Source organism: Mesorhizobium sp. M0848, from assembly GCF_040319805.1.
GTDB lineage: Bacteria > Pseudomonadota > Alphaproteobacteria > Rhizobiales > Rhizobiaceae > Mesorhizobium.
Genome location: NZ_JAMYOM010000028.1, coordinates 25,662 through 50,192, shown reverse-complemented (window position 1 = coordinate 50,192; position 24,531 = coordinate 25,662). Strand labels below are relative to the sequence as shown.

Annotated in this window: 29 protein-coding genes and 1 pseudogene; 11 read left to right on the top strand and 19 right to left on the bottom strand. The window is 62.1% G+C overall.

Annotated elements, in window-relative coordinates:
* Positions 1–15 precede the first annotated feature (15 nt).
* Together NKH95_RS27375 and NKH95_RS27370 are read left to right on the top strand one after the other, a co-directional pair.
* Complete coding sequence (locus NKH95_RS27375) at positions 16–864, top strand: DUF1194 domain-containing protein (protein WP_352439861.1); 849 nt, start codon at positions 16–18, stop codon at positions 862–864.
* Between the two features lie 166 nt (positions 865–1,030).
* Entirely contained in the window at positions 1,031–1,372 is a 342-nt protein-coding gene (locus NKH95_RS27370; protein WP_023812325.1) for a peptidase inhibitor family I36 protein, read from the top strand.
* Between the two features lie 76 nt (positions 1,373–1,448).
* Here the strand turns inward: NKH95_RS27370 and NKH95_RS27365 are convergent, their stop codons facing one another.
* The 3 genes from NKH95_RS27365 to NKH95_RS27355 all read right to left on the bottom strand — a co-directional run bounded on the left by NKH95_RS27365 (position 1,449) and on the right by NKH95_RS27355 (position 3,391).
* Complete coding sequence (locus tag NKH95_RS27365) at positions 1,449–2,387, bottom strand: GlxA family transcriptional regulator (protein ID WP_352678310.1); 939 nt, start codon at positions 2,385–2,387, stop codon at positions 1,449–1,451.
* A 345-nt stretch (positions 2,388–2,732) separates the two neighbouring features.
* Positions 2,733–2,867, bottom strand: a complete 135-nt coding sequence (locus NKH95_RS27360; protein ID WP_023812324.1) for a hypothetical protein — start codon at positions 2,865–2,867, stop codon at positions 2,733–2,735.
* A gap of 338 nt (positions 2,868–3,205) precedes the next feature.
* Positions 3,206–3,391: a hypothetical protein gene (locus tag NKH95_RS27355; protein WP_032930657.1), complete on the bottom strand. Its 186-nt coding sequence runs from the start codon at positions 3,389–3,391 to the stop codon at positions 3,206–3,208.
* Positions 3,392–3,609: 218 nt separating this feature from the next.
* Here NKH95_RS27355 and NKH95_RS27350 point away from each other — a divergent pair, with 218 nt between their 5' ends.
* Positions 3,610–4,509, top strand: coding sequence for a LysR substrate-binding domain-containing protein (locus NKH95_RS27350; protein ID WP_013531163.1), 900 nt, complete (start codon positions 3,610–3,612; stop codon positions 4,507–4,509).
* A gap of 26 nt (positions 4,510–4,535) precedes the next feature.
* Here the strand turns inward: NKH95_RS27350 and NKH95_RS27345 are convergent, their stop codons facing one another.
* From NKH95_RS27345 to NKH95_RS27300, 10 genes are all read right to left on the bottom strand, one after another.
* The gene (locus NKH95_RS27345; RefSeq protein ID WP_352893831.1) at positions 4,536–5,483 is read right to left on the bottom strand and encodes an alpha/beta hydrolase; all 948 of its coding nucleotides are present in this window, start codon (positions 5,481–5,483) and stop codon (positions 4,536–4,538) included.
* A 233-nt stretch (positions 5,484–5,716) separates the two neighbouring features.
* Positions 5,717–5,902, bottom strand: coding sequence for a hypothetical protein (locus NKH95_RS27340; protein ID WP_127258513.1), 186 nt, complete (start codon positions 5,900–5,902; stop codon positions 5,717–5,719).
* 182 nt (positions 5,903–6,084) lie between these two features.
* Positions 6,085–8,235, bottom strand: a complete 2,151-nt coding sequence (locus NKH95_RS27335; RefSeq protein ID WP_352893829.1) for an ASKHA domain-containing protein — start codon at positions 8,233–8,235, stop codon at positions 6,085–6,087.
* The gene (locus NKH95_RS27330; RefSeq protein WP_023812319.1) at positions 8,186–9,160 is read right to left on the bottom strand and encodes a methyltetrahydrofolate cobalamin methyltransferase; all 975 of its coding nucleotides are present in this window, start codon (positions 9,158–9,160) and stop codon (positions 8,186–8,188) included. Before NKH95_RS27330 ends, NKH95_RS27335 begins: the two co-directional genes overlap by 50 nt.
* A 141-nt stretch (positions 9,161–9,301) precedes the next feature.
* The gene (locus tag NKH95_RS27325; RefSeq protein WP_128304383.1) at positions 9,302–10,393 is read right to left on the bottom strand and encodes a methylenetetrahydrofolate reductase; all 1,092 of its coding nucleotides are present in this window, start codon (positions 10,391–10,393) and stop codon (positions 9,302–9,304) included.
* A complete protein-coding gene (locus NKH95_RS27320; RefSeq protein WP_128304382.1) occupies positions 10,390–11,028 on the bottom strand; it encodes a methylenetetrahydrofolate reductase C-terminal domain-containing protein in 639 nt (212 codons plus the stop codon). Before NKH95_RS27320 ends, NKH95_RS27325 begins: the two co-directional genes overlap by 4 nt.
* On the bottom strand, positions 11,021–11,323 hold the full coding sequence (locus tag NKH95_RS27315; protein ID WP_023812316.1) for a virulence factor: 303 nt from the start codon (positions 11,321–11,323) through the stop codon (positions 11,021–11,023). The genes NKH95_RS27320 and NKH95_RS27315 overlap by 8 nt, the downstream gene beginning before the upstream one ends.
* Positions 11,324–11,526: 203 nt before the next feature.
* Positions 11,527–12,309 (bottom strand): formyl transferase, encoded by a 783-nt coding sequence (locus tag NKH95_RS27310; RefSeq protein WP_352893827.1) that lies wholly within the window; start codon positions 12,307–12,309, stop codon positions 11,527–11,529.
* A gap of 93 nt (positions 12,310–12,402) precedes the next feature.
* On the bottom strand, positions 12,403–12,978 hold the full coding sequence (locus NKH95_RS27305; RefSeq protein ID WP_023812314.1) for a DUF4893 domain-containing protein: 576 nt from the start codon (positions 12,976–12,978) through the stop codon (positions 12,403–12,405).
* Positions 12,979–13,090: 112 nt separating this feature from the next.
* Positions 13,091–13,720: a DUF1638 domain-containing protein gene (locus NKH95_RS27300; RefSeq protein ID WP_352751331.1), complete on the bottom strand. Its 630-nt coding sequence runs from the start codon at positions 13,718–13,720 to the stop codon at positions 13,091–13,093.
* A gap of 63 nt (positions 13,721–13,783) precedes the next feature.
* Here NKH95_RS27300 and NKH95_RS33495 point away from each other — a divergent pair, with 63 nt between their 5' ends.
* On the top strand, positions 13,784–13,924 hold the full coding sequence (locus NKH95_RS33495) for an entericidin A/B family lipoprotein (protein WP_013531174.1): 141 nt from the start codon (positions 13,784–13,786) through the stop codon (positions 13,922–13,924).
* An 86-nt stretch (positions 13,925–14,010) separates the two neighbouring features.
* Here the strand turns inward: NKH95_RS33495 and NKH95_RS27290 are convergent, their stop codons facing one another.
* Positions 14,011–14,709 carry a cobalamin B12-binding domain-containing protein gene (locus NKH95_RS27290; RefSeq protein WP_023812311.1) on the bottom strand — a complete coding sequence of 233 codons (699 nt, stop codon included), beginning with the start codon at positions 14,707–14,709 and terminating at the stop codon, positions 14,011–14,013.
* A 276-nt stretch (positions 14,710–14,985) separates the two neighbouring features.
* Between NKH95_RS27290 and NKH95_RS27285 the strand changes: the two genes are divergently transcribed.
* The 5 genes from NKH95_RS27285 (at position 14,986) to NKH95_RS27265 (ending at position 20,256) form a co-directional block, all read left to right on the top strand.
* On the top strand, positions 14,986–16,560 hold the full coding sequence (locus NKH95_RS27285) for a trimethylamine methyltransferase family protein (RefSeq protein ID WP_023812310.1): 1,575 nt from the start codon (positions 14,986–14,988) through the stop codon (positions 16,558–16,560).
* 89 nt (positions 16,561–16,649) lie between these two features.
* Positions 16,650–17,345 (top strand): 4Fe-4S dicluster domain-containing protein, encoded by a 696-nt coding sequence (locus NKH95_RS27280; protein WP_352893823.1) that lies wholly within the window; start codon positions 16,650–16,652, stop codon positions 17,343–17,345.
* A 99-nt stretch (positions 17,346–17,444) separates the two neighbouring features.
* Positions 17,445–18,122: a FadR/GntR family transcriptional regulator gene (locus NKH95_RS27275; RefSeq protein WP_128304376.1), complete on the top strand. Its 678-nt coding sequence runs from the start codon at positions 17,445–17,447 to the stop codon at positions 18,120–18,122.
* Complete coding sequence (locus NKH95_RS27270) at positions 18,119–19,414, top strand: CynX/NimT family MFS transporter (protein ID WP_352751337.1); 1,296 nt, start codon at positions 18,119–18,121, stop codon at positions 19,412–19,414. The genes NKH95_RS27275 and NKH95_RS27270 overlap by 4 nt, the downstream gene beginning before the upstream one ends.
* A gap of 104 nt (positions 19,415–19,518) precedes the next feature.
* Positions 19,519–20,256 carry a dienelactone hydrolase family protein gene (locus NKH95_RS27265; RefSeq protein WP_023812306.1) on the top strand — a complete coding sequence of 246 codons (738 nt, stop codon included), beginning with the start codon at positions 19,519–19,521 and terminating at the stop codon, positions 20,254–20,256.
* Positions 20,257–20,395: 139 nt separating this feature from the next.
* Here NKH95_RS27265 and NKH95_RS27260 read toward each other — a convergent pair whose 3' ends face one another.
* Positions 20,396–20,953: a DUF308 domain-containing protein gene (locus tag NKH95_RS27260; protein ID WP_352751339.1), complete on the bottom strand. Its 558-nt coding sequence runs from the start codon at positions 20,951–20,953 to the stop codon at positions 20,396–20,398.
* Positions 20,954–21,083: 130 nt separating this feature from the next.
* Here NKH95_RS27260 and NKH95_RS27255 point away from each other — a divergent pair, with 130 nt between their 5' ends.
* Positions 21,084–21,671 carry a TetR/AcrR family transcriptional regulator gene (locus tag NKH95_RS27255; RefSeq protein ID WP_352893820.1) on the top strand — a complete coding sequence of 196 codons (588 nt, stop codon included), beginning with the start codon at positions 21,084–21,086 and terminating at the stop codon, positions 21,669–21,671.
* An 82-nt stretch (positions 21,672–21,753) separates the two neighbouring features.
* On the top strand, positions 21,754–22,932 hold the full coding sequence (locus NKH95_RS27250) for a BaiN/RdsA family NAD(P)/FAD-dependent oxidoreductase (protein WP_352893819.1): 1,179 nt from the start codon (positions 21,754–21,756) through the stop codon (positions 22,930–22,932).
* A 2-nt stretch (positions 22,933–22,934) separates the two neighbouring features.
* Here the strand turns inward: NKH95_RS27250 and NKH95_RS27245 are convergent, their stop codons facing one another.
* From NKH95_RS27245 to NKH95_RS27230, 4 genes and pseudogenes are all read right to left on the bottom strand, one after another.
* Positions 22,935–23,336: a DUF1801 domain-containing protein gene (locus NKH95_RS27245; protein WP_352751343.1), complete on the bottom strand. Its 402-nt coding sequence runs from the start codon at positions 23,334–23,336 to the stop codon at positions 22,935–22,937.
* Positions 23,337–23,377: 41 nt separating this feature from the next.
* Positions 23,378–23,704 carry a VOC family protein gene (locus NKH95_RS27240; RefSeq protein ID WP_352751408.1) on the bottom strand — a complete coding sequence of 109 codons (327 nt, stop codon included), beginning with the start codon at positions 23,702–23,704 and terminating at the stop codon, positions 23,378–23,380.
* Positions 23,705–23,854: 150 nt separating this feature from the next.
* Positions 23,855–24,293 (bottom strand): annotated as a pseudogene (locus tag NKH95_RS27235) (DUF1801 domain-containing protein).
* A 12-nt stretch (positions 24,294–24,305) separates the two neighbouring features.
* Positions 24,306–24,527: a hypothetical protein gene (locus NKH95_RS27230; RefSeq protein ID WP_352678280.1), complete on the bottom strand. Its 222-nt coding sequence runs from the start codon at positions 24,525–24,527 to the stop codon at positions 24,306–24,308.
* Positions 24,528–24,531 lie beyond the last annotated feature (4 nt).

Below are 24,531 nucleotides of genomic sequence, written 5' to 3'. Positions count from 1 at the left end.
GCTTACCCTTGCGGAATGTCTGCTTTTGCCTGTGCTAGACATTTGCTTTCGGGCTGTGCCGCGTTCGCGCTGACGTTTTGGTTGGCGCCGGCGTCCCTTGCTGACGAGCCCGTCGATGTCGAGCTGGTGCTGGCCGTCGATGTCTCGCTGTCGATGTCACCGGACGAGCTCGAGATCCAGCGTCATGGCTACGCAGCCGCGCTGACGCACGACAATGTGCTGCAGGCCATTGCCGACGGCGCCCATGGCAAGATCGCCGTCACCTATGTCGAATGGGCCGGTACCACCTGGCAGCGCGTCATCGTGCCGTGGACGGTGATCGCCAGCCGCACCGACGCCGAGCGCGTGGTTGCGCAGTTGTCGGCGCAGCCGCCCAACAGCGCGCGGCGCACCTCGATCTCCGGAGCGCTGGAGTTCGGCAACGACCTGTTCGCCGAAAGCGGCTACCGAGGCACGAAGCGGGTCATCGACATTTCGGGCGACGGCCCCAACAATCAGGGCGCGCCGGTCAACCTGACCCGCGACGAGCTGATCAAGCAAGGCATCGTCATCAACGGCCTGCCGCTGATGACGCGAGGCGGCTTCACCGGCGCCTACGACGTCAGCAATCTCGATCGCTACTACAGCGACTGCGTCATTGGTGGTCCCGGAGCCTTCATGATCCCGGTCAATGACTGGACGCAGTTTCCCGAAGCCATTCGCCGCAAGCTGGTGTTGGAACTCGCCGGCCCGGCCTCGCCGCAATGGGCGGCGGAAGAAGCCGCGCATCCGCCGGTGATATTGGCACAGGAGAGATCCACCACCGACTGTCTGGTCGGCGAGAAAATGTGGCGAAACCGCAGCTGGATGTTCGACAGCCGCTAAAGCTCTTCCCCATTGAGCGTGATCTTTGCCGAACCGGCTCCCGCTCTTGCCCCGCTGCCTACCTGTTCGGGCTTACGCTCCAGGCTTGCCTCCGCGACCGAAGCAGTGGCAAACTGGGCAGGCCGCGTGACCCAGCCAGGAGCGCTGCCGAACCGAGGAAAAACCGATGAGACGTCTTGCCATCCTGACCGCAGTCGCGTCCGTGCTGTATGCCGACGTCGCCAGCGCCCAATACAACCAGGCTGCCTGCATCATGTTCGAGAACGGGAATTTTCGCGGGCGGTCCATCGGCATGGGTGCCGAGGATTCCGTAAATTTTCGTGGCGGCCAGTTCTGGAATGACCGTGTGTCGTCGGTGATCGTTCGCCGCGGCTGCACGCTCGTGGCCTATGAGGATTCTCGGATGGGCGGCCGCTCGATCGAGATCACGCGCAGGATCCGCAATTTGGGCGGCAGTGACTGGAACGACCGTATCTCCTCGGCGGAATGCACCTGCGACGATTACTGAGGTTGGTTTCAGGCAGCGGGACGCCGCTGCCTGACGATATCATGACACTAGCCTGTTTGTCCGTGGGCGTATCGGATCAGGCCGCCAGCATCTGCTTGCGGTCGACGCGCTCCTGCTGCGGCGAGCGGGCGTAGAGTTCTCGGTAGCATTTGGAGAAATGCGAGGCCGAGACGAAGCCGCAGGCGACCGCCACCTCGACCACCGGCATCGAGGACTGGATCAAGAGATGCCTGGCGCGGTCGAGCCGGATTTCGAGATAATAGCGGGCGGGGGAACGGCCCATCTCGGTGCGGAACAGCCGCTCGATCTGGCGGCGCGACAGGTCGACATGGTCGGCGATCTCGATCAGTGACAGCGGCTCCGACAGATTGCCCTCCATCAGTTCGATGATGGTCAGCACTTTCGAGTTCTGGACGCCGAGGCGGGCGCGTAGTGGCAGGCGCTGGCGGTCGGTGGGGCTGCGTACGCGGTCGGTCAGCACTTGCTCGCAGACGCGGTTGACGAGGTTCTCGTCAAAGTCGTCGCCGATCAGCTTCAGCATCATGTCGAGCGCGGCGGTGCCGCCGGCGCAGGTGTAGATATTCTGGTCGATCTCGAAGAGGTCGGCAAAGACATTGGCCTTCGGGAACGCTTCGGAAAAGCCCGGCAGGTTCTCCCAGTGGATGGCGCAGCGCTTGTTGGACAGAAGCCCGGCGGCGGCGAGTATATGCGCGCCGGTGCACAGGCCGCCGACGGCGACGCCGCGATTGTATTCCTCGCGCAGCCAGGCGAAGGCGGACTTGTTCTGGTAGCGCTCGACATTGATGCCGCTGCAGACGATGGCCATGTTCGGCCGGTCGGGACCTGCCATCTTCTTGCGCTCATCCTCGAGCGACGTGTTGACCGCGCATTCGACCCCGTTCGAGGCGCGCACCGGCTTGCCGTCGATGCTGGCGAGGCGCCAGCGATAGGCCTCGTAGCCGAGCATGCGATTGGCCGAGCGCAACGGGTCGAGCGCGGTCGCAAAAGCGATCATGGTGAAATCGGGAATAAGGAAGAATACAAACGATCGCTTGATCGGATGCTTTACCGCGTTCAAGGGAACCTCACACAGCCATGGCGCGAACAGGATGTCGCGAATAGCATAGCGACATCAGGAAAAACCATGTCTGTCAATCGGCTACGCCGCTACGACAAGATTAAATTTGCGACATGGGTCGCAAATGGGCAATCGGCGTGCAGCGAGCCCTGGAAGTGGCACGAACTGTTCAAGGGACGGGCAACGTACGGCCTGCGCGCAGAACAAAACGCCGCTCTGGCTGGAGCCAGGCGGCGTTGCAGTTTTAAAGCAGCGGCAGGGATGCGCTGCCTCTAGAAATCTTCAGGCGATGAAGCCGAGGCGCGCCGCATTCATGGCGCCGGTCTGGCCGGGCATGGTGTTGGCAAGACGCTGACGCTCGAGAGCGGTGGTCAGGTTCATTTCGCGGCGGGCAAAGAGGCGTGCAAAAAGCTTCATAATCATCTCCATTTGTTGCTTAGACGGGTCGCCTTCGCTTGATGGAGTGGGGCAGCTCGTTTGCTGGCGCCGATATAGGCTTGTGTAAGCAGAAACTAAATCGCAAAAGCGAAGCGCTTGATATGAAATGCGACATCGATAGCGACAGATTTGAGCAAGGTGCCCAAAATTTACGATTATTTACAAGGCATTAATTGGAAACAGGAGCCGCTATGCGGCTTTCTCATATGCGTCATGCGCCGGCGACATGGCTCCAAAGCTCAGTTGAATACAAGTAAAACAGAGAAGGCCTGCCGGGCGGGCTGCGCGGCAGGCCTTCAGCACATGGTACACACGATCTACTTTGCTCCAGCCCAGGATCCGACGCCGTTGCGAGTACCGGTCTTGGTATCGGAAGCTTCAGGCCAGCCGATGTCCTTCTGCAGTTCGATCGGCAGGGAGCGGATAGCGCGCTCGGTCTGGTAGCGGGCGCGTGCCGCGCTGAATTCGGTCGCGATGCGACCAAGGGACGACAGGATAGACATCTCTTTCTCCTTTGGGTTGGCTAGTGCCAGACAGCGAGTTGGCTACTGCGGGTTTGTTTCAACTTCATTTCGTGTCGAATGCAGGTCTGTGTCGAGGTCGTTTCATGGCTGCTTGTGGCAGCTACTGCTTCGATGGAGTTGACTATCCTCCCATTCTGATGTTCAATCAAACGAAATGGAATGATGTTTTGTATCAGAAAAATTGAAGGTCGGTTGCCATGAACGCCCCGCTCAATCATCCGCTGCCACTGCTCGATCTCGATGTTTTGCGCACGTTCGTGGCGATTGCCGAGACCGGCAGCTTCACCACCGCCGCCAATGCCGTGTTCCGCACGCCGTCGGCCGTTTCCATGCAGATCAAGAAGCTGGAGGACATCCTCGGCCGCTCCGTGTTCGCGCGCGACGCTCGCTCGGTGTCGCTGACGACGGACGGCGAGATGCTGCTCGGCTATGCCCGCCGGCTGCTGTCCATCAATCGCGAGGTGGTGTCGAAGTTCATCATTCCCGAGATTGTCGGTGTGGTGCGGCTTGGCTCGCCGGACGATTACGGTGAGCGCGTGCTGCCGCATGTGTTGAAGCGTTTCGCGCAGTCGCATCCGTCGATCGCCGTCGACGTCACCATAGACCAGAGCAGCAATCTGCGCCGGCGCATGGACGACCGGGCGCTCGACATCACGCTGTTGACCAATTCCTACAAGACCAGCGCGCTCGGCGCCGAGGTGCTGCTGACCGAGCCGATCGTCTGGGCCGGCGCCAAGGGCGGCTGCGCGCATTTGCGCGAGCCCTTGCCGGTGTCGCTTTGGGAAGAGGGCTGCGCCTGGCGTGCCGGGGCGCTCGACGCGCTTGGCCGCGAGGGCCGCAACTACCGCATCGCCTATATGAGCGCACACACGGCCGGCCAGCGCGCCGCGATCATGTCCGATCTCGCCGTGGCGCCATTGCCGAAGTCGTTCCTCGGCAATGACATGGTCGAACTCTGCCCGAAGGACGGCATGCCCGACATCGGGACCTACAATCTGGCGATGGTTGTGGCGCCGGATGCCAGTGCCCCGGTCAAGGCCGTTGCCGACCACATTCGCGCGACCTTCGAAGTGTTTCGGGAAACCGGCAAGTTCTGACCGGCTGGTAAGGACGACTATATAAGCTACTCCGCCGCTTCGGCTGGGCGCTGTTCAGGGCTTAATCTCGTATCTTGTACGATCCGGCTCTCCCCGAGAAATTCGACGATGCGCTCGCGGGCGCGCCGCGCTTCCGGCATGTCGATCAGCGGCCAGACGTGGAACATGCCTTCCTCATAGACAAGATCGATTTCAACGCCGGCTGCGCGGGCTTTTTCGGCGAAGATCAGATTGTCGGGAGTCAAAAGATCGCGCGAGCCGGTCAAAAGCAGCGTTCTTGGCAGCACGGACAAATCTCCATAGACCGGGCTGATGTGCCAATCGCTGGGATCGATGCCGGCACTGTACAGGCGAATTGCCTCTCGTCCGCCAGCTATGCCCAGCCAAGGGTCGTTGCGTTCCGCCTCGAACACTGCGGGATTGGTGAGCGACACGTCGAGACCCGGCGAAATGAGCACATGCCGCGACGGTAGGGGCAGTCCTTCTTCGGCGGCCATCATGGTCAACACCACAGCCATATTGCCGCCGGCGGAATCGCCCATGAAGACGATGTCTTCGGCTTCCGTCTCGGTGAGCATCTGCCGGTAGACATCGCCAACCATTCCGAACATGGCATGGAAATCGTGTTCGGGAGCGATTGGATAGATCGGCACCGTGATCCCGTAGCCCAGCCGATCCGCCATCTCGGCGATTAGGTGCCAATGATAGGGTGTGATTTCAAAGACATAGGCACCACCGTGCAAGTAGAGAATCCGCTTCTTTTCGCCGGTCCTGGGTGCGATTTCGTAGACGGGGAAGCCATCGACCGTATGCATCTCGATGTCGAGACGCTGGTGCAGCGAGGCGGGCGGCCGGTGGTTCTCGGTCTTGCGCGCGGCCGCGATCCAGCGCTGCAGATTTTCCGGACTGGCAAATGCCTGCTTGCGGCTGTGCCGCAGGACAAAAGACACGACATGGCTTTTCAAACTTGGCATGCGGATACGCGAACTTCGGCCAAAGCCGACTAAGAGAACCCCCACTATCTTCGAAGATCGTGCCGTGGCCGAAAATGTCAAGATTCGCGCCGTATCTACACGGTGGTGTGATCCGCGCCGCGGTGCTCAGCGGCGCGGCAAAAGTGCGGCACGCAGCCGGTTGCTGGTGGTCGCCGGGGACATGCGAGATCCCCGGCGCATGCCGAGCAATTTGCATTTGTCGGCGAAGGTCATCAGCGCGCGGCGCTCCAGATGGTGTTGATGAGTGCTGCCTTTTCGCTGGATCGCGGCGACACCGGCCAGCCGATGTCCTTCTGAATCTCAGGCGGCAGGCTGTTCAACAAGCGCCGCGCCTTGCTGCGGTCGTGAGCATTCTTGATGGCCGTGCCATAGCGGCCGAGGCTTTCGAGCATTGACATCGTTGTCTCCTCTGGAGCGTTGCGACGGCTGAAAGATATCTCCAGCCTGCCATTCGATGCCGGTTGAATGCGCCTGCCATGTATCTGGCGAATTTCACGAAAACAGCGTTTTGGTTTCCGGATCAAGCGATCCGGAAACATTTGCATGCAAATGAGATTGGAAAGGCGGTGGGCGCGGCCGCTTATTCCCGTCCACGCCTGGCGGCGTGGCCTTCGCGCGAACGCCGTCGCGGAGCAGCGTCGCCGGCAACACCGTCCTCGCTGACCGTCTTGCGCGGCGGCAGTTTCACCGCTGCCGACAGTTTTGGGAACGGATCGACCTTGTTGGGCAGCGCCATGGCGTAGACGAAATGCTCCTGGAATTTCGGTTCCAGCGCCGTCTCGATCTTCTCGATCTTGCTGACCGTGTCCTCGATCTCGCGGCGGTAGCCGCGATTGAGCAGCGCCATGCGGGCGCCGGCACCTGCGGCGTTGCCGACGGCCGAGACCTTGTCGAGGTCGCAATCCGGGATCAGCCCGAGCACCATGGCGTATTTCGGATCGATGAAGGAGCCGAAGGCGCCGGCGAAATGGATGCGGTCGACATGCTCGGTGTTCTGCTTTTCCATCAACAGCTTGGTCCCGGCATAAAGCGCTGCCTTGGCAAGCTGAATGGCGCGCACATCGGTCTGGGTGATGGTGATCTTCGGCCCATCTTCCGTCAATGCGGCGGAGCCTTCCTTCAGCACATAGGAGAAGGTGCGGCCGTTGGCGGTGACGCGCGGCGAACGGGCCGAAAGCCCGCCGTCGATGACGCCGTCCTCGGAAATGATGCCGGCGAGATACATCTCCGCCACCACTTCGATGATGCCGGAACCGCAGATGCCGGTGACGCCGGTTGCCTGGACGCTTTCCAGGAAGCCCGGTTCGTCGGACCACAGTTCCGAGCCGATGACGCGGTATTTCGGCTCCAGCGTGTCTGGGTCGATGCGCACGCGCTCGATCGCGCCCGGTGCGGCGCGCTGGCCGCCGGAGATTTCAGCACCCTCGAAGGCCGGGCCGGTGGGCGAGGAGGCGGCAACCACGCGCGAGCGATTGCCGAGCACGATCTCGGCATTGGTGCCGACGTCGACAATCAGCATCATTTCGTCCTGGCGGTGCGGGCCTTCCGACAGCGTCACCGCCGCCGCGTCCGCGCCGACATGGCCGGCGATGCAAGGCAGCATATAGAGCCTGGCGCCCTGGTTAAGATTCAGGCCGATGTCGGATGCCTTGATATGCACGGCGCCCGAAACGGCCAGCGCAAAGGGCGCGCCGCCAAGCTCGGTCGGATCGATGCCGAGGAACAGATGGTGCATGATCGGATTGCCGACGAAGACGCTGTCCAGGATGTCGTTGCGCTGGACATTGCCTTCGGCACAGACCTTGTCGACGAGACCCGAGATCGCCTCGCGCACGGCGACCGTCATGCCTTCGCGCCCGTCAGGATTCATCATCACATAGGAGACGCGGCTCATCAGGTCCTCGCCGAAGCGGATCTGCGGGTTCGAGGTGCCCGACGAGGCGGCGACGCGGCCCGATAGCAGCGATACCAGATGCATGGCGATGGTGGTCGAGCCGATGTCGCAAGCCAGCCCATAGGCTTCGTTCTTGAGGCCGGGCCACAGCGCCACGACGCGCGCTGTCTCTGAGTCGGCATCCTTGTAGATGGCGGCGGTCGCGGTCCAGTTGCCCTTGCGCAGGATACCTTGCACCTGCGGCAGCAGATGAAAATCGAAATCGAGGCTTTTCAGGCCCCAGTCGTGCATCAGCGCGATCTTCAGGCGGTCGAGGTCGCCAAGCGGCTTGTGCATGTCGGGCTCTTCGATCTCGACATAGCACATGCGGATCGCCGAATCGCGGGCGATGACCCTGGTGTCGGCATCCTTGCGGATGGTCTGCGCGTTGATCACGGTGTCCTGCGGCACGTCGATGACGAGGTCGCCGAGGATTTGCGCCGAGCAGGAGAGGCGGCGCCGTTCGGGCAGGCCGCGGACGCGCTCATAGCGCTCTTCCTTGGCGCCCTTGGGCGTGATGTGGTCGTTGGAAGAGGTGATCTTGTGCTTGGCGAAATTGCCTTCCTGCACTTCGATCTGGCAGCGCCCGCAGGTGGCGCGTCCGCCGCACACACTTTCGACATAGACACCAAGCTGGCGCGCGGCATCAAGCACCGGTGTGCCGACAGGAAACCGCCCGCGCTTGCCGGACGGCATGAAAAGCACGAGCGGATCGGTGATGTTTGCAGGTGAGTTCACGATTGCGCGCTTATCCTCGGCCCATCCGGGCTTCACGGCCGCCACGGCGGCGGCCGCCATTGCCGGCGCCGTCGCCCGGCGCATTGACCTGCGTCGGGGCGGCGACCGCCTGGCCGCCTTCGGCCGGCTTGTAATCCTTGTAGGTTCTGATCCAGTTGGTGCAGTTCTCGTCGGTGCCGTTCAGCACATTGGCGCCGCGCACGGCTTCCATTTCCTGCGGGCGTACCGGGTTCATGATGGCTGATGTCATGCCGGCGCCGATCACCATCGGGATGAAAGCGGCGTTGATGCCGTGGCGATGCGGCAGGCCGAAGGAGATGTTGGACAGGCCGCAGGTGGTGTTGACCTTGAGCTCCTCGCGCAGGCGACGCAGCAGCGCGAACACCTGGCGGCCGGCGTCGCCGAGCGCGCCGATCGGCATGACCAGCGGGTCGACGACGACGTCATGCGCCGGAATGCCGAAATCGGCGCAACGCTGCACGATCTTCTTGGCGACGGCGAAACGGACATCCGGGTCCATCGAAATGCCGGTCTCGTCGTTGGAGATGGCGACGACAGGCACATTGTACTTCTTCACCAGCGGCAGGATGGCTTCGAGCTTTTCTTCCTCGCCGGTGACGGAGTTGACCAGCGGACGGCCCTTGGCAACTTTGAGTGCGGCTTCGATCGCTGCGGTGACGGAACTGTCGATCGACAGCGGCAGGTCGACCAGCCCTTGCACGATCTCCAGCGTCTGCACCAAGAGGCCGGGTTCGGTCTCGTTCGGGTTAACCGAGGTGACACCGGCGTTGACGTCGAGCATGGTGGCGCCGCACGCTGCCTGCTCCAATGCGTCCCTGATGACGGTCTCGAAATTGCCCGCGATCATCTCGGCGGCCAGCTTCTTGCGGCCGGTCGGGTTGATGCGTTCACCGATCACGCAGAACGGCTGGTCGAAGCCGATGATGATTTCTCGTGTCGCCGAAGCGACGATGGTACGGGTCATGAATTCTCTCCGCCGTGATATAAAGATTTCTTTATATCGTTGTCTGTTTTCGTTCAAGCGAATGGGTAGCCGTCCGCGCTTCGCCTCGAGTTAAAGTATGTCGTTGTCCCAAAACCGGTTCCCACTTTTGGGCGACATACATCAGTGCGCGGTCTTCACCATGTCCACCTGCGTTTCGGTAATGTCGTCGTGCAAGATGCTGTCGAGCCGGTCGGCGACCATCTGGTCGTCGCGACGGATCTCACGTTTCCACGGCTGGCGGCCCCTCAGAACGCCCGATTCATCGACGATCTCGGCGACATATTCCTCCTGCCGGTAGGCCATTACGTGAACGCCGGAAACGCCTGATATTTCCTTCACCTCATTGATGATGTCGATGCAGAGCTGCTTGCCTTCCTTCTTCTGGTCCTGGGCGCCTTCCAGCCGCTTGATGACTGAATCGGGAATATGGATGCCCGGCACGTTCGAGCGGATCCATTTGGCCGTCTTGGCCGAGGCGAGCGGGCCGACGCCAACCAGGATGAAGCATTTTTCGGTGTAGCCGAGGTCGCGCACCTTTTGCATGTAGGTGCGGAACATCGGCACGTCGAAGCAATATTGGCTCTGTACGAATTGCGCGCCGGCGGCGATCTTCTTGCCCAGGCGATGCGGCCGGAAATCGATCGGCGGCGCGAACGGGTTGATCGCAGCACCCAGGAAAAGCTGCGGCGGCGTCGTCAGCTTGCGGCCGGACAGGAACTTGCCATTGTCGCGCATGATACGGCAGGTTTCCAACAGCGACATGCAGTCGAGGTCGAACACCGGCTTGGCGCCGGGCTGGTCGCCGGCCTGCACGCCGTCGCCGGTCAGGCACAGCATGTTGGCCACGCCCATGGCGGCACCACCCAGCACGTCGCCCTGGATGGCGATCCGATTCTTGTCGCGGCAGGCGATCTGCATGATCGGCGCATAGCCCATGCGGGTCAAAAGCGCACAGATACCGACCGACGACATGTGGCAATTGGCGCCCGATGCGTCGACGGCGTTGATGGCGTCGACCCAGCCATCGAAAATCTTCGCCCTGTTATAGACGTCTTCGGGATCGGCGCTGTCGGGTGGGTTGAGTTCGGTCGTCACCGCGAATTCGCCGCGCCTAAGCACGCGCTCCAGCCGGCCGCGCGAGGTGTGGCCGGGCAAGGGCTCAAGCGGCAGGTGGATGCCAGCCGGGTTCTCGTCGCGCTGGCGGCCGATCATGCCGACGCCCCGGTGTTGGCCGTCTCATTCTTGGCGGCAGCGGCCGCTTCGCGCGCGGTGGCCGCCTGCGCGGTCACCCGCAGCCAGGCCGAGGTTTCGCGCAGCGACTGGTCGACCGGCTTCTGCACGGTCAGGATCCTGTCGCCGTGCACCATGTTTTGCGAGCCTTCCCAGGCCTTGACCCAGACGCAGGGCATATCGGGCTCGACCTCGCAATTGCCGTTGGCGCGGACGCCGCCGCAAGGGCCGTTGCGCAATTGCTTGGGGCAGTTCATCGGGCACGACATGCCGGTCGAGGACAAGATGCACTGGCCGCACATGCGGCAGTCGAACATGAAGCCCTTGACGCGCTTCTCGACGAATTTGATCGGCCCTTCGACGCGGCCGTAGCCTATGCCCTTCCAGAGGGGATGGAGGAGCAGAAACATGTCGGCGAATTTGGCGTAGAACCATTCGAGCAGACGCGAATGCCTGATCGACCACAGCCGAACCGCAAAGGAACGCTGCACGCGCCGCTGCGGCGACACGTCGGCCGGCTTGTAGTCGGATTTCGGCGCTGCCTTCTTGACCAGAGTGGCTTGGGTAACCGGCTGGACAACCCTTTGGCCATCCTTGGCAGGAATGGTTTCAGACATTTTCTTTGCCGCCTGCCTTGACCAGGGCGACCAGCCGCTCGCGATCGTATTTCGTGTCGATATCGTTGAATGCCTTCTCGACCTCGGCTTCGAGGTCATCGCCGACCGGGACGGGATCGGCCTTGCGCCATTCGGCCAGATAATCGTCGGTGCCGCCGGCGCCAGTGCGCATCGCGCACATGTCGATCGCCTCGGTGAAGCGCAGCGGCAGTTCGCGCTTGGCGTTCTGCCGGCCCTTCTTGACGATGATTTGGGCTGGGATGTCGCGCCAGTAGACGACGATCAGATCGGCCATGAATTCTCACTCCTCGATCTGCGAGCATTGCCGGAAGCGCAGTGGGGCCGCTTGTTATGGGACGACGCGCGCGCATTCAAAAGCGACGCATTTGGATGTCGTAAAATGAAAGGTGGGTTTATTCGTTTGCGGCGTGTGCTGGCGGCAGGTTCGACGCGCCGGAAGAGCCAGCGTGCGGCATGCGGATACGGGCGAGGAACTCGCTACCAGATGCCGGTTCTGAGGCCCGTCCAGACGTAGAACCAGATCGTCGGATGATACCACAGCTTCGAAGGCAGGCCGGGATCGATCGTCGTGAGTTTTCCAGCCAGTGCATCGCTGACGGCCTCGACGCAGATGTCGCGCGAGAACGCCGTCTGGCGTAGCGCGTGACTTGAGATGGTGTCGCCCTTTTTCGATCGTCCGCGCGCCTGCTTCAGCACGCCACCGGTGTCGACGCCAGCGTCGACGAGGTGGACAGTCGTGCCGAAATTCTGCGCATCGCCTGATACCAGAGCCCAATAGCCGCCATTCATGCCGCGATATTTCGGCGTGATGCCCGCATGGTAATTGAGCACCGGGCAGGGCATTTTGCTCAGCATCTCCGCCGAGATTAGTCGGCAACCGTTGAGCAGCACAACGCCTGGCCGGATCTTCTGGATTACCTGCAGGCACTCAAGCCCATTGGCCGAGGATACTTGGATGATCTCCTGGCCTGGTCGCGGCTCAACCTCCAGCTTCTCCTCGGCAATCAATCGCGCGCTATGGCCGGCCAGGAATCGCTTGCCCAACCTGCTCAGCACCATCGTGCCAAGCTGGCCCATGGCGGAGATCCAGCCTTGGCGGCGAGCCCGGCCACGCAGCAATTGCTTTTTGGATTCAGGTGTTTCGAGGACAACGCTGACAGGACCGACGCGATCGGCGATTGCATTGATCATAGCCCAGACATGCTGGCCGCCGCCGGTGACGACCACGATCGGACGCGTACTGGATTCTGATGCTGCCATGGATCTTGCCCCCTCCAAGCAACCGTTCTCGACAATGGGCGGGATGCTAGGGCGTCCGGGTTAATCCTTGGTGATCAGCATCTTCGATGCCGGTCAGCGCTTCAATTCGATGATATCGAGCTTCGATTCGTAGTAGGGCGCCGGGAATTCGATGCGCCATTCCTTGGCGCTGTTGCGGAAGGCGTAGCCGACCTGGTCGGTTTGCGGGGCGCTGCCATAGGGCTTTGCCGGATCGTCGTTGACATAGAAGGAGCCGAGATAGATCGCGCGTTTCTCGCCATCGTCGAAGAAACGGCCCTTGGTGCGCTGTGAGCCGCTGATCTTCTCCAGCCGCCAGCCGGAACCGTCATCGGTCACCTTGCACTTGAACCAGCCATAGATGACGAGCGGCAAAGGTCCGCCGGCCTTGATCGTGCGGCACCGCCAATTGCCGGTCAGGTCCTTGTCGGAGAAGGCTACCAGCGGTTTTGCCAGCAAGGCGTCGAGTTGTTTGACCTCGGCGGGGTTTCCCGCTTTCGCCTCGGCGAGCGCCGCCTTGCGGGTCTCGCCATATTTGTCGAGCCGTGCCTTGTCGGCTGGGGTGATGAGTTTCTGCACCTCGCCGTCGGCATGAGCGGGCAGGGCGAAACAGAGGAGACCGAGTACGGCTATCAAGAGGTGAGGGGTCATCGTGCGTTTCCACGTTCGAATGGCTGGAGGGCCTGTTGCCTTGTGGCGCACAACTTACCCGTTCTCGATGGCCTGTCATCCAGGGTTGGAGCATGGCGGGTCAAGAATTGCTTCAGGCGTGTGCAGCCGCCAGCGCCATTCCGGCCGTCAGGTCGCCGTAGCCGGTTGCGCGGCGTTCATAGACGAGACCAAGCATTTTGGCGGCCTTTTCGGCGATCTTGTCGAGTTCCGGATCATTGGTCTGGGCCAGATAGATCAGCTTTTCGTAGTTGCCGAAATAGTCCTTGATCAGTTCCGGATGCTTGTCGAGGCCGAGCGGCTTCATGAAGAAGGCGTCGAACTGCCGGCAGAGGAAGTCGGTCATGTAGAAGGACATCATGTCGTCGTCGGCGATTTTCGCATAAGCCTCCATGCCTTGATAGAAGGCAAAGCAGTGCGGGCCGGCCATGCGCTCGACGCCATGCTTCTCGCAGACCCTGTCGAGCAGGCCGCCGGTGCCGCAATCGGCATAGCCGACGAAGATGTTGCTGTAGCCTTCGGCCTTGGCCTTTTCGATTGCCTTGTCCATGGCCGGAGCGATGCGGTCCGGGTAGAAATGGAATTCCGCCGGCAGGCAGGTCAGGTCGAGGTGATCCAGTCCGAGCTGTTCCTTGACGGCCAGAACTTCACGCGCAATCATCCCGCAGGCGATGACGAGCAGCCTGTCGTCTTGATTCGGTTTCGTTTTTTGCGTCTTGGCCATGGAACCAGTCGAGCGGCCTTCGTTGTTGTGGCGCTAATTTATCTATTGAGGGAGACACCGTCCATGAAACTGCTACGCATCACGCCGATTGCCATCCTGGCCTGCGCCTTGGCCCTTGCGGCTTGCGCGAACACCGTTCGCGGCGTCGGCAGGGATGTCAAATCGACTGCCAAGGCGGTCGAGGACACCGTCACCAAGCCCTGATCCGCGCGCGGCCTTCTTCACCATCTGGGAACAAAAAAGCCGCGCTGCAAGGCGCGGCTTCCTATTGTCCATGCCGAATTGGCCAATCAGGCCGAAGCGCGCACATTGTGCTTGCGCTTCATGTAGTCCTTGGCGGTCTCGACCGCCACCGCCGCATCGCGGCAATAGGCATCGGCGCCGACGGCCTTGCCGAATTCCTCGTTCAGCGGCGCACCGCCGACCAGCACGACATAGTCGTCGCGGATGCCCTTTTCCTTCATCGTGTCGATGACGACCTTCATGTAGGGCATGGTCGTGGTCAAAAGTGCCGACATGCCGATGATGTCCGGCTGGTGCTGTTCGATCGCATCGAGATATTTCTCGACCGCATTGTTGATGCCGAGATCGATGACGTCGAAGCCAGCACCTTCCATCATCATGCCGACGAGATTCTTGCCGATGTCGTGGATGTCGCCCTTGACGGTGCCGATGACCATCTTGCCCTGCTTCGGCGCGCCGGTGGCGGCGAGCAGCGGACGCAGGATGAACATGCCGGCCTTCATCGCATTGGCCGACAACAGCACTTCGGGCACGAACAGGATGCCGTCGCGAAAATCCTCGCCGACGATGCGCATGCCTTCGACCAGCGCCTCGGTCAGCACCTTGTAGGGCACCCAGCCGCGCTCGAGCAGGATGTTGGTGCCTTCCTCAATCTCTTCCTTCAGCCCGTCATAGAGATCGTCGTGCATCTGCTGCACCAACTCGTCGTCGGAAAGTTCGGAAAGGATGATCTCGTCGTCGGCCATTTGTATCGAGCTCCTGCCGGCATCGCGACGTGCGTCGCAAGGCACAAAATATTCGCGTTCATACCTAACCCGCTGGGGGCAGGTATCCATAGCTGATTTGCGACTTCCCGCAAAAGGAAAGCGACCGTAACTCTCTTGGAATTCTTGTCGATTTTGCGACAGGCGTTGGCGCTGGCGGGCCGTTTCGAATAGGGTGCATGGCTACGATCTGGCAAGAAGCGGCGAGATGCAGCCGCTATGGATTCCAGACAAGAACAGATTCAGGGAAGAACCACCATGAGCGAACACGCGGCAGTCGATCAGGAAGCGTCAAACGCGCGACGTGGGCGTGGCGCCAGTGGCGGGGCTGCAGCCCGGCGGGCAGCACGTTCGGGCGGTGGCCCGGGTACGCAGCTCACCTACATCAAGCGCAAGATCAACGTTTACGAGGTGCTGGACGAGGAAGGCCTGGCGCTGATCGAGAAGAACACCGACACGGTGCTCGAGGAGATCGGCATCATCTTCCGTGATGACGCGGAAGCGCTGCAACTGTGGAAAGAGGCCGGCGCCGACGTCAAGGGCGAGCGCGTGCACTTTCCGAAGGGGCTGTGCCGTTCGCTGCTCAAGACCGCGCCGTCCGTCTACACCCAGCATGCGCGCAATTCCGAGCGTTCGGTGCAGATCGGCGGCAATGCCACCGTCTTTGCGCCGGTCTACGGTCCGCCCTTCGTGCGTGACCTCGATGGCGTCAGGCGTTATGCGACGATCGAGGATTTCCAGAATTTCGTGAAGCTCGCCTATATGGCGCCGTCGATCCACCATTCGGGCGGCACGGTGTGTGAGCCCGTCGACGTGCCGGTCAACAAGCGCCACCTCGACATGATCTACAGCCACATCAAATATTCCGACAAGCCGTTCATGGGCTCGGTGACCGCGCCGGAACGCGCCGAAGACACCGTCGCCATGGCCAAGATCGTGTTCGGCGACGATTTCGTCGAGAACAACACGGTGCTGACCAGCCTGATCAACGCCAACTCGCCGATGGTGTTCGACGAGACCATGCTCGGCGCGCTGAAAGTCTATGCGCGCCACAACCAGGCCTGCATCGTCACGCCGTTCATCCTTGCGGGCGCGATGAGCCCGGTGACGGTGGCCGGCACGCTAACGCAGGTCCTGGCCGAAGTGCTGGCCGGCGCCTCGTTCACGCAGTTGATCCGTCCCGGCGCGCCGGTGCTGTTCGGCACCTTCGCCTCGTCGATTTCGATGCAGTCGGGAGCGCCGACCTTCGGCACGCCGGAGCCGTCGCTGGTGTCTTATGGCGCCGCGCAGCTGGCGCGTCGGCTGGGCCTGCCGTTCCGCACCGGCGGCTCGCTCTGCGCGTCCAAGGTTCCGGATGCTCAGGCGGCCTATGAAAGCGCCAACACGCTGAACTCGACCATCCTGGCCGGCACCAATTTCGTGCTGCACTCTGCCGGCTGGCTCGAGGGCGGGTTGGCGTCCTGCTACGAGAAATTCATGATGGACATCGACCAGCTCGGCATGACGCAGAAGTTTTCCGAGGGCGTCGATCTGTCGGAAAACGGCCAGGCGATGGACGCCATCCGCCAGGTCGGCCCGGGCAGCCACTATCTCGGCTGCGACCACACCCAGGCCAATTTCCAGACCGCCTTCTACCGCTCCAACATCGCCGACAACAATTCCTACGAGCAGTGGCTGGCCGAAGGCGAGAAGACAGCGCCGCAGCGTGCCAACGAACTTGCCCGCCGCTGGCTGGAAAGCTACGAGGCGCCGTATCTCGATCCGAGCATCGACGAAGCGTTGCAGGACTTCATCGCCAAGAAGAAGGGGTCGATGCCCGACGCCTTCACTTGAAAGGAGCCCGAGTCAGGCGGGGCTAAAGTCGCCAACATCATCCACAAGGAAGTCTGGCGGAGCGCGTTCTCCGATCCGGTCAAGAAGGAATGATTGCGACTGCCGGCAGCGTTGACCGCATTGCCGCGGCGCTTCTTGCCAACCGCCTTGTTCTTCGTGGCGGCTTCAATTTTACGCCAGGCGATGCGCCACCAACGGGGTCATCGGGTGCGCCGGCAGCGGCCGTCCTGCTGGTAGGTCAGACGGGAGCCGCGCACTGGCCGCATTTCCTGCGCTGGCGCGAAAGCCAGCCGGAGCAAATCGCCAATCCGCTCGACACCTGGTCGCGTGAGGTGATCGGCGCGGTGGCGCAGGATTTTGGCGCACGGGCGATTTCTCCGTCCGACAAGCCTTATCTGCCGTTCCAGCAATGGGCGATGCGGGCGGAGGGGCTGAAGCCGTCACCGCTCGGCATCCTCATGCATCCGCACTATGGGCTCTGGCACGCCTATCGCGGTGCGCTGCTGTTCGACGACGAGCTTCCGGTTCAAGCCGCTGAGCCGGGGGCCCATCTTTGCGATAGCTGCGTCGAGAAACCCTGCCTGAAATCCTGCCCGGTCGACGCTTATTCCGCGCAAGGATTTGCTTATCAATCCTGCCTGGCGCATGTGCGTGGAGCCGGCGGCTCGCCTTGCCGCAGCGGCGGCTGCCTTGATCGCAATGCGTGCCCCTATGGCACGGAGTATCGCTATCCGCCGGAGGTTCAGGCCTACCACATGGCGAGCTTCGCACGCGCCACCAACTGATCCATTCCCATTGCGTGGTGCTCGTTCGCTTCGAGCATCTTGACGGCAGTTAGAAGCAAGCCTATTCATCAAGTCATCTGATGACTTGATGAATGGCCGATGCAACCTGCTATCCGAACCAATCTCACCGACAGCGCCACCGAGAGCCTGCGGGCTGAAATCGTCAGCGGCCGCTGGGGTGTCGGCGAGCGTATCCCCAACGAGGCAGCTCTGACCGACCTTCTGTCGGTCAGTCGGGGCACCGTCCGCGAGGCGGTGCGGGTGCTGGTCTCGCAGGGGTTGCTGAATACGCGTCAGGGCTCGGGCACCTATGTGCGCTCCGCCGTCGATACTTCTGCCGCGCTTGACCGGGTCAAACGCAGCGGCTTGCGCGATCAGTGGGAGGCGCGGGCGGCGCTGGACCTCGAGGCCGCGAGGCTCGCCGCCTTGCGTCACACGCCAGCCGACCTCGAGCGGATGCGGCAATTGCTTGCCGCGCGCGGCACCGTCGCGGACGGCGGAAGCGAAGCCTTCATCCGGCGCGATCTTGCTTTCCACAAATCCGTCGTCGCGGCGTCCGGCAACAGGGCGATGATGGAGCTCTATGACTTCTTCACCGCCGCCATCACCGAGACCATCCATGCCACCATCGACGGCGATCTGCCCGAACCGGACCACCAGGCGCATGCGGCAATCGTCGACGCCATTGCCGCGAGCGATCCCGAGCGCGCCGTTGCCGCCGTCCGAGCCTTCATGGCGCCGGTGCTTGCCCAACTTGAAAGACTGCTTTCGCAATGAACCAGAGTTTTCGTCAGCCTGATCCGAAGGCCGAGGTCGAGGGTCTGGAACTCGTCGATGCCGAGGCCGACAGCCTGCCCATGCCGCAGCCGCCTGAACTGCGCAGCCGTGCGGCGCGCATCATGCTTGGCGCAAGCCTTGTGCTGATCGCCTTCAGCTTGAGGCCGCTGTTTTCCAGCCTGTCGGTGCTGTTGCCCGAGGTGATGCAGGCAACCGGTCTTTCGACGACGGGCGCCAGCCTGCTGACGACGCTGCCCGTCCTGTGCCTCGGCCTGTTCGCGCCCTTCGCGCCAAGGCTTGCGCAGCGCTATGGAGCCGAGCGCACTTTGCTCGGGGCGCTCGCCTTGCTGGTGCTGGGAACCGGCCTGCGCTGGTTCGGTACGGTTCCCCTGCTGTTTGTCGCCACATTCCTGGCCGGTGGCGCGATTGCCATCGGCAATGTGCTGATGCCGGGCCTGGTGAAGCGCGATTTCGCCGACAGGGCCGCTATCATGACCGGGTTCTACACCATGGCGCTCTGCGCCGGCTCGGCTGCCGCTGCCGGCTTCACGCTGCCGATCGAGCATTTTGTCACCGGTTCATGGTCGGGAGCGCTCGCTGCCTGGGCGGTGCCGACGCTGGTCGTGCTGCTGATCTGGATCCCGCAGGCGCTGGGCAGCCGTCGGCAGGTCAGTCATCGCGGCTTTCACGTCGTCGGGCTTTGGCGCGATCGCCTGGCTTGGCAGGTGACGCTGTTCATGGGGCTGCAGTCGGCACTTGCCTATTGCATCTTCGGCTGGCTGGCGCCGATCCTGCGCGAGCGCGGCTTTGACGCGGCCACCGCCGGCGCGATGGTTTCGGTGTCGGTGATGGCGCAGGTCATCACGTGCCTCGCCGTGCCATCCTTTGCGATGCGGCTGAAGGACCAGCGCGGCATCAATGTGGCGCTCGTTGCCATAGCGGTGATCGCGCTGCTCGGCATTCTCTTTGCGCCGACCTCGACGGTGCTGTTCTGGGCGGTCCTGCAAGGCATTGGGCAGGGGGGCCTGATCGCGGCTGCCATGAGCTTGATCGTGCTGCGTTCGCCGGATTCGCATGTCGCCGCGCATCTTTCAGGCATGGCGCAAGGCGTCGGCTATGTACTGGCGGCATTCGGCCCGCTGCTGGTGGGCCTGATCCGCGATTGGACCGGCAGTTTTTCGGGGACGGCGTTCCTGTTCGTCGCGCTCGGGCTTGGCGTAGCCATCATGGGGCTCGGTGCCGGCCGTGCGCTGCATGTCGGCGCGCGGACCGTGCGCGAGGGCGAGCAATAGCGTCACGCAATCCTGCACGAAATGTTGACTGCCATGCCCGGGGAATGCCTTGCCGTATGGCCTCGCGCGGATATGTATCGCGCATCAGTCGAACGGAGCGGGCGATGACGAAACACGACCTTCAAATCAAGACCAGGGATGGTGTTGCCAATGCTGGGCTTTTCCGCTCGGCAAACGCATCTCCTGCCAAGGCCGGCGTCATTCTCTATCAGGACGCCTTCGGTCCGCGGCCGGCGCTCGACAGTATGGCCAACCGGCTGGCGAATGAAGGCTATGCGGTACTGGTGCCCGACCTATTCTACCGCAATGCGCCCTACGGGCCGTTCGACGCCAAGACCGCCTTCGCCGAGGAAAAGACCAAAATCCCGCTGATGGCGCTGGTCACCGGCACGACGCAGGACATGACCATCAGCGACAGCGATGCGTTCCTCGATGCGCTTGCTGCCGAGGGCATTACCGGGCCGATCGGCACCGTCGGCTATTGCATGGGCGGCGGTCGATCATTGAATGCGGCTGCAACCTATCCCGAACGGATAAAAGCGGCCGCAAGCTTCCATGGCGGCAATCTGGCCAGCGACGCCGCCGACAGCCCGCATCGCAAGGCAGCCTCCATCAGGGGGCGCGTCTATGTCGGCACATCCGGCGTCGACAGGAGTTTCCCGCCGGAACAGTCGGCGCGGCTGGCCGAAGCGCTGCGGGTCGCTGAAGTCGATCATGTCATCGAGAACTATGCCGGGATGGCGCATGGCTGGTGCGTACCCGATCATAGCGTTTTCAATGCCGCCGGCGCCGAACGCCACTGGAAGCGGCTGACGACGTTGTTCGCCGAGACGCTGATCTAAGGTCAGCGGTCGACCCTGAGCAGGACGCTACGCGTCTTTGAACCAGAACGGCAGCCCATGCGGCAAAGAGTGAGCGATGCTTGCCCTTTCGACGGCGGCAGATGATCGTTCACCTTGCCGCCGCCGGATCGGGCTGCGCCTAGGCGTTTGCCTTGCGATAGGCTGCGACGACAAGCCAAATTGCGGAAAGCAGAAAGTAAAACGCGCCGAACCCGGCATAAGGGGCGATGTCCAGAATCGTCGGCGCAGCCGTGCCGAGGGATCGGCTGATCATGAAGCCCCCGGCGAGGGCCGACTGCGCACCACTCAGGATCATCGGCCATTGTGCGCCATGGTAGCGCCAACGCTTTAGTCCCGTGTTCAGCTGTAGCAGGCCCGAGAGGATCGCCCAAACCCCAAACACGGCCAGAACGGCATACATGCTGTTGGCGACCGCCACGATGACGGCGAGCGTCGTTATCGTGCTGACCACGACGTTCAATGCCTGGGACGAGTTGGCTTCCAGGCCGCCATTTACCCTGGCGTCAACCAGATTGGCGAGGGCGTCCCATGCGGGGTAGATCACGAGCAGAAGCGCGGTGGGACCGGGTTGCCCGTTGAATAGGATGGCGGCAGCAACCCAGGCGATAGAAAATATGGCGCGTCCGAAATAATAGGATCGCAACCAGTTGGATGGGATCGACGATTGGCTTTGCATCAGTAGGTTCCTTGTTGTGATTTCTACCTACTAGTAGGAAGGCATTTGCTTTGAATCAACCCGACGCTCGAACACCTCTCTGTGAGAAACGGGACCTTGACAATCTGCCTATCAGAAGGTAGGCAGCGCCATGAAATCAATGGCTTCGACCTCAGAAAAGATTCTCGATGTCGCGCAATCCCTCATCGTCGCGGGAGGCTACAACGGGTTCAGCTATGCTGATATCTCGGCTGCCATCGGGATCCGGAAGGCGAGCATCCACCATCACTTTCCGACGAAGGCCGAGCTGGTTTCGGTGCTGGTGGATCGTTACAGGCGGCAGGCCGAAGCGGGCTTGGAATCTCTCCGGGGAGAACTCTCAAGCCCTGCTGAACAACTTCAGTCCTATCTGAACTATTGGCGGACATGCATTCGCGATGCCTCGCCGTCCTTCTGCGTCTGCGCGATACTCGCCGGCGAGATGCAGATGCTGCCGGAAGAGGTCGCATCACGCGTTCGTGCCCATTTCCAAAATCTCGCGGGATGGCTTACGTCGGTGCTGCGGGCTGGAATGGAGCAGGACTTGTTCCGCTTGAACAACCGGCCGGAGGAGGAGGCCCAGATGCTGATGGCATCGGTTCATGGGGCAATGCTGTCCGCGAGGGCTTTCAGTGATCCCGGGCTGTTCACCACAATCGTCACCCTCCAGATCACCATGCTGCTGGGACGGAATTGCTAGAAAACTGTCGGGCCAAAGTGGTATCAGGCAGCACAAATGGCGCGGCCCCATGTGAGTGGGTCGAGCGGAAACGAATAGCCTGATGCAATCCTATGATGTCGTGATCATCGGCGCGGGTGCCGCCGGAATGATGTGCGCCGTGGAGGCGGCCAAGCGCGGCCGTTCGGTGCTGATCCTCGATCATGCGGCTGCGCCTGGCGAGAAGATCCGCATCTCCGGCGGCGGCCGGTGCAATTTCACCAACATCCATGCCAGCCCGAAGAATTTTCTGTCGGGCAATCCGCATTTCTGCATTTCGGCGCTCAGCCGCCACACGCAGCGCGATTTCATCGCCCTCGTCGAACGCCACCGCATTGCCTATCACGAGAAGACGCTTGGGCAGCTGTTCTGCGATGGCTCCGCGCGCCAGATCATCGACATGCTGGTCTCGGAAATGCGGGGCAGGGGCGTGGAGCTGGCGCTCTCGGCCAGCGTTGAGGATGTCCGCAAAACCGTGGAGGGGTTTGCGCTCACCCTCTCCACAGGCTTGGTCACTTGCCAGTCGCTGGTCGTGGCCTGCGGCGGCAAGTCGATCCCCAAGATGGGGGCGACCGGCTTCGGCTATGAGCTTGCCGAGCGGTTCGGCCTTGCTGTTGTCGAAACGCGGCCGGCGCTGGTTCCGCTGACCTTCGACGCAAACACGCTCGAACGGCTGGCGCCGCTGGCCGGCAACGCCGTCGACGCGGAAGTCGCCTGCGGCAAGACGCGGTTTTCCGAAGCGATGCTGTTTACGCATCGCGGCGTCAGCGGACCGTCCATCCTGCAGATCTCGTCCTATTGGCGCGAGGGCGATGAAATCCGCATCGCCATGCTGCCGGGAGTTGACGTGGCGGACCTCATCCGCGTGGCCAAGCGAAGCAATGGGCGGCAAGCGGTACAGACGGTGCTGGCAAATCATCTGCCGAAGCGGCTTGCGCAGTCGATCGCCGAGCGCACCGGGATCGACGGCAACCTTGCCGATCTTTCCGACGCCCAGATGAAAACCATAACTGCCGCAGTCAATGACTGGCGCATCAAGCCTGCCGGCTCGGAGGGCTACCGCACCGCCGAAGTGACGCTGGGCGGGGTCGACACCAACGGGCTGGACCAGAAGACGATGCAGGCGAAATCCGTGCCGGGCCTGTTTTTCATCGGCGAAGTCGTCGATGTCACGGGTTGGCTGGGCGGCTATAATTTCCAGTGGGCATGGTCATCGGGCTGGGTGGCGGGGCAGGCGGCCTAGACTTACGTCCGTGGCTTCGTCCCAGCAGCCGCCTTCTTCTTCTTTTTGGCCTGGTTGTAATCGATGGCGGCACGGACGAGGTCTTTCAGGGCGCCCTCGTCGAGCTTTTCGCCCTCAAGGATATCGATTGCCCGCCACACCTTGCCGCCAAAACCGTTGTTAAACAGATTGTCGGGGTCCGGCAGGCTGGCACCATGGGAAAAGGTGAGTTTCACCTTGTCCTTGTGGGCGTTGCCGACCACGATGTTGCCGTCGAGGCACCATACCGGGCTGCCCATCCACTTCCACTCCTCGACGATGTCCGGGTCGGCTGCAAGGATGGTCTTGCGGATGCCGGCGAGCGTCTCGCCGCGCCAATCGGTAAGGCCGGCGATCAGCTGGTCGATCTGTTGCGAGGGGGTCATTGGGTGTCTCCTGTGCCTCGACGCGTTTCAACCGCCGCCCGTTACCAGCGCGCCAGCTGGGTGATCTGAACGAGGTTGCCGCAGCTGTCGTTCAACTGGGCGATGGTCGAGCCGGTCACCTCGGTCGGCGGCTTGATAAACGCGCCGCCCTTCGCCTTGATGCGCTCATAATCGCTCTTGACGTCGTCGGTGAAGAACATGATCGCGGGCTGACCCTGCTTGAAAATGGCTTCCTGATAGGCCTTGGCGGCCGGGTTGTCGTTGAGCGCGAGCTGCAGCTCGGTTCCATCAGGCTCTTCAGCCGAGGCCACGGTCAGCCAGCGATAGGGCCCGTTGCTGAAATCGGCCTTTTTGGTGAAGCCCAGCACGTCGGTGTAGAAGCGCAGTGCGTTTTCCTGGTTGTCCACATACATGCTGGTCAGCTTGATCTTCATGGCTCTTTTTCCTCTGTCGTCTTTGGCCCCGCCCTTTCGGCAGGAAAGAATTCGAATTTCTGCTCGCAGTCGTCGTTGCGGCCGCTACGGGATCCAGCCTGGCAGGGCGGCGGCCTGTTTCACCCAGTCCGCCATCCGCCTCGTCGAACTGGTCTTCGCGGATGTCGATCCAGCGCACATCCCTGCTCTTCGCCGTGCCGCCAGGCGGTACCGGCCGCAACGACGTGCCGCTGAAGAAGGTCACCTTCAAATAGTGGGTGAAGACATGAAACGACACGAACCAGCCCTGGCCTTCGATGCCGTAGAAGGGCGAGTTCCATCGCACGGCTTTGCGGACGTCCGGCACGTTGCGCTCGATGAGCGCGTCGAGGCGTTCGCCCAGGCCGCGCTTCCAACCCGGCATCGCAGCGATATAGGCCTGCACCGGGGCGTCACCATCGCCCTTGGCGATTTGCGGGTTGCCGCCCGAGAGCAGCACTGGCGCAGCCTTGGCCTTGGTCGATTGCCGCTGCGTCTTGGCCATTCTGCCCCACTCCTATCCGCCGACACACTGCGCGCCGCGGCCCTTGGCGGCATAGGGCAGCACGAACATGTACAGGCCGCTGAACAGCAGCAGGAAGAGCGGCAGGAGCGGCGAGTAGACCACCCAGGCGGGAGGCTGGCCGAATGCCATGGTGGCGAAGTTGGTGATGACGGTCAGCGTAAAGATGATCGACAGCCAGCGATGAATTTGCCGAACCCACATGTTCCAGTCCAATAGT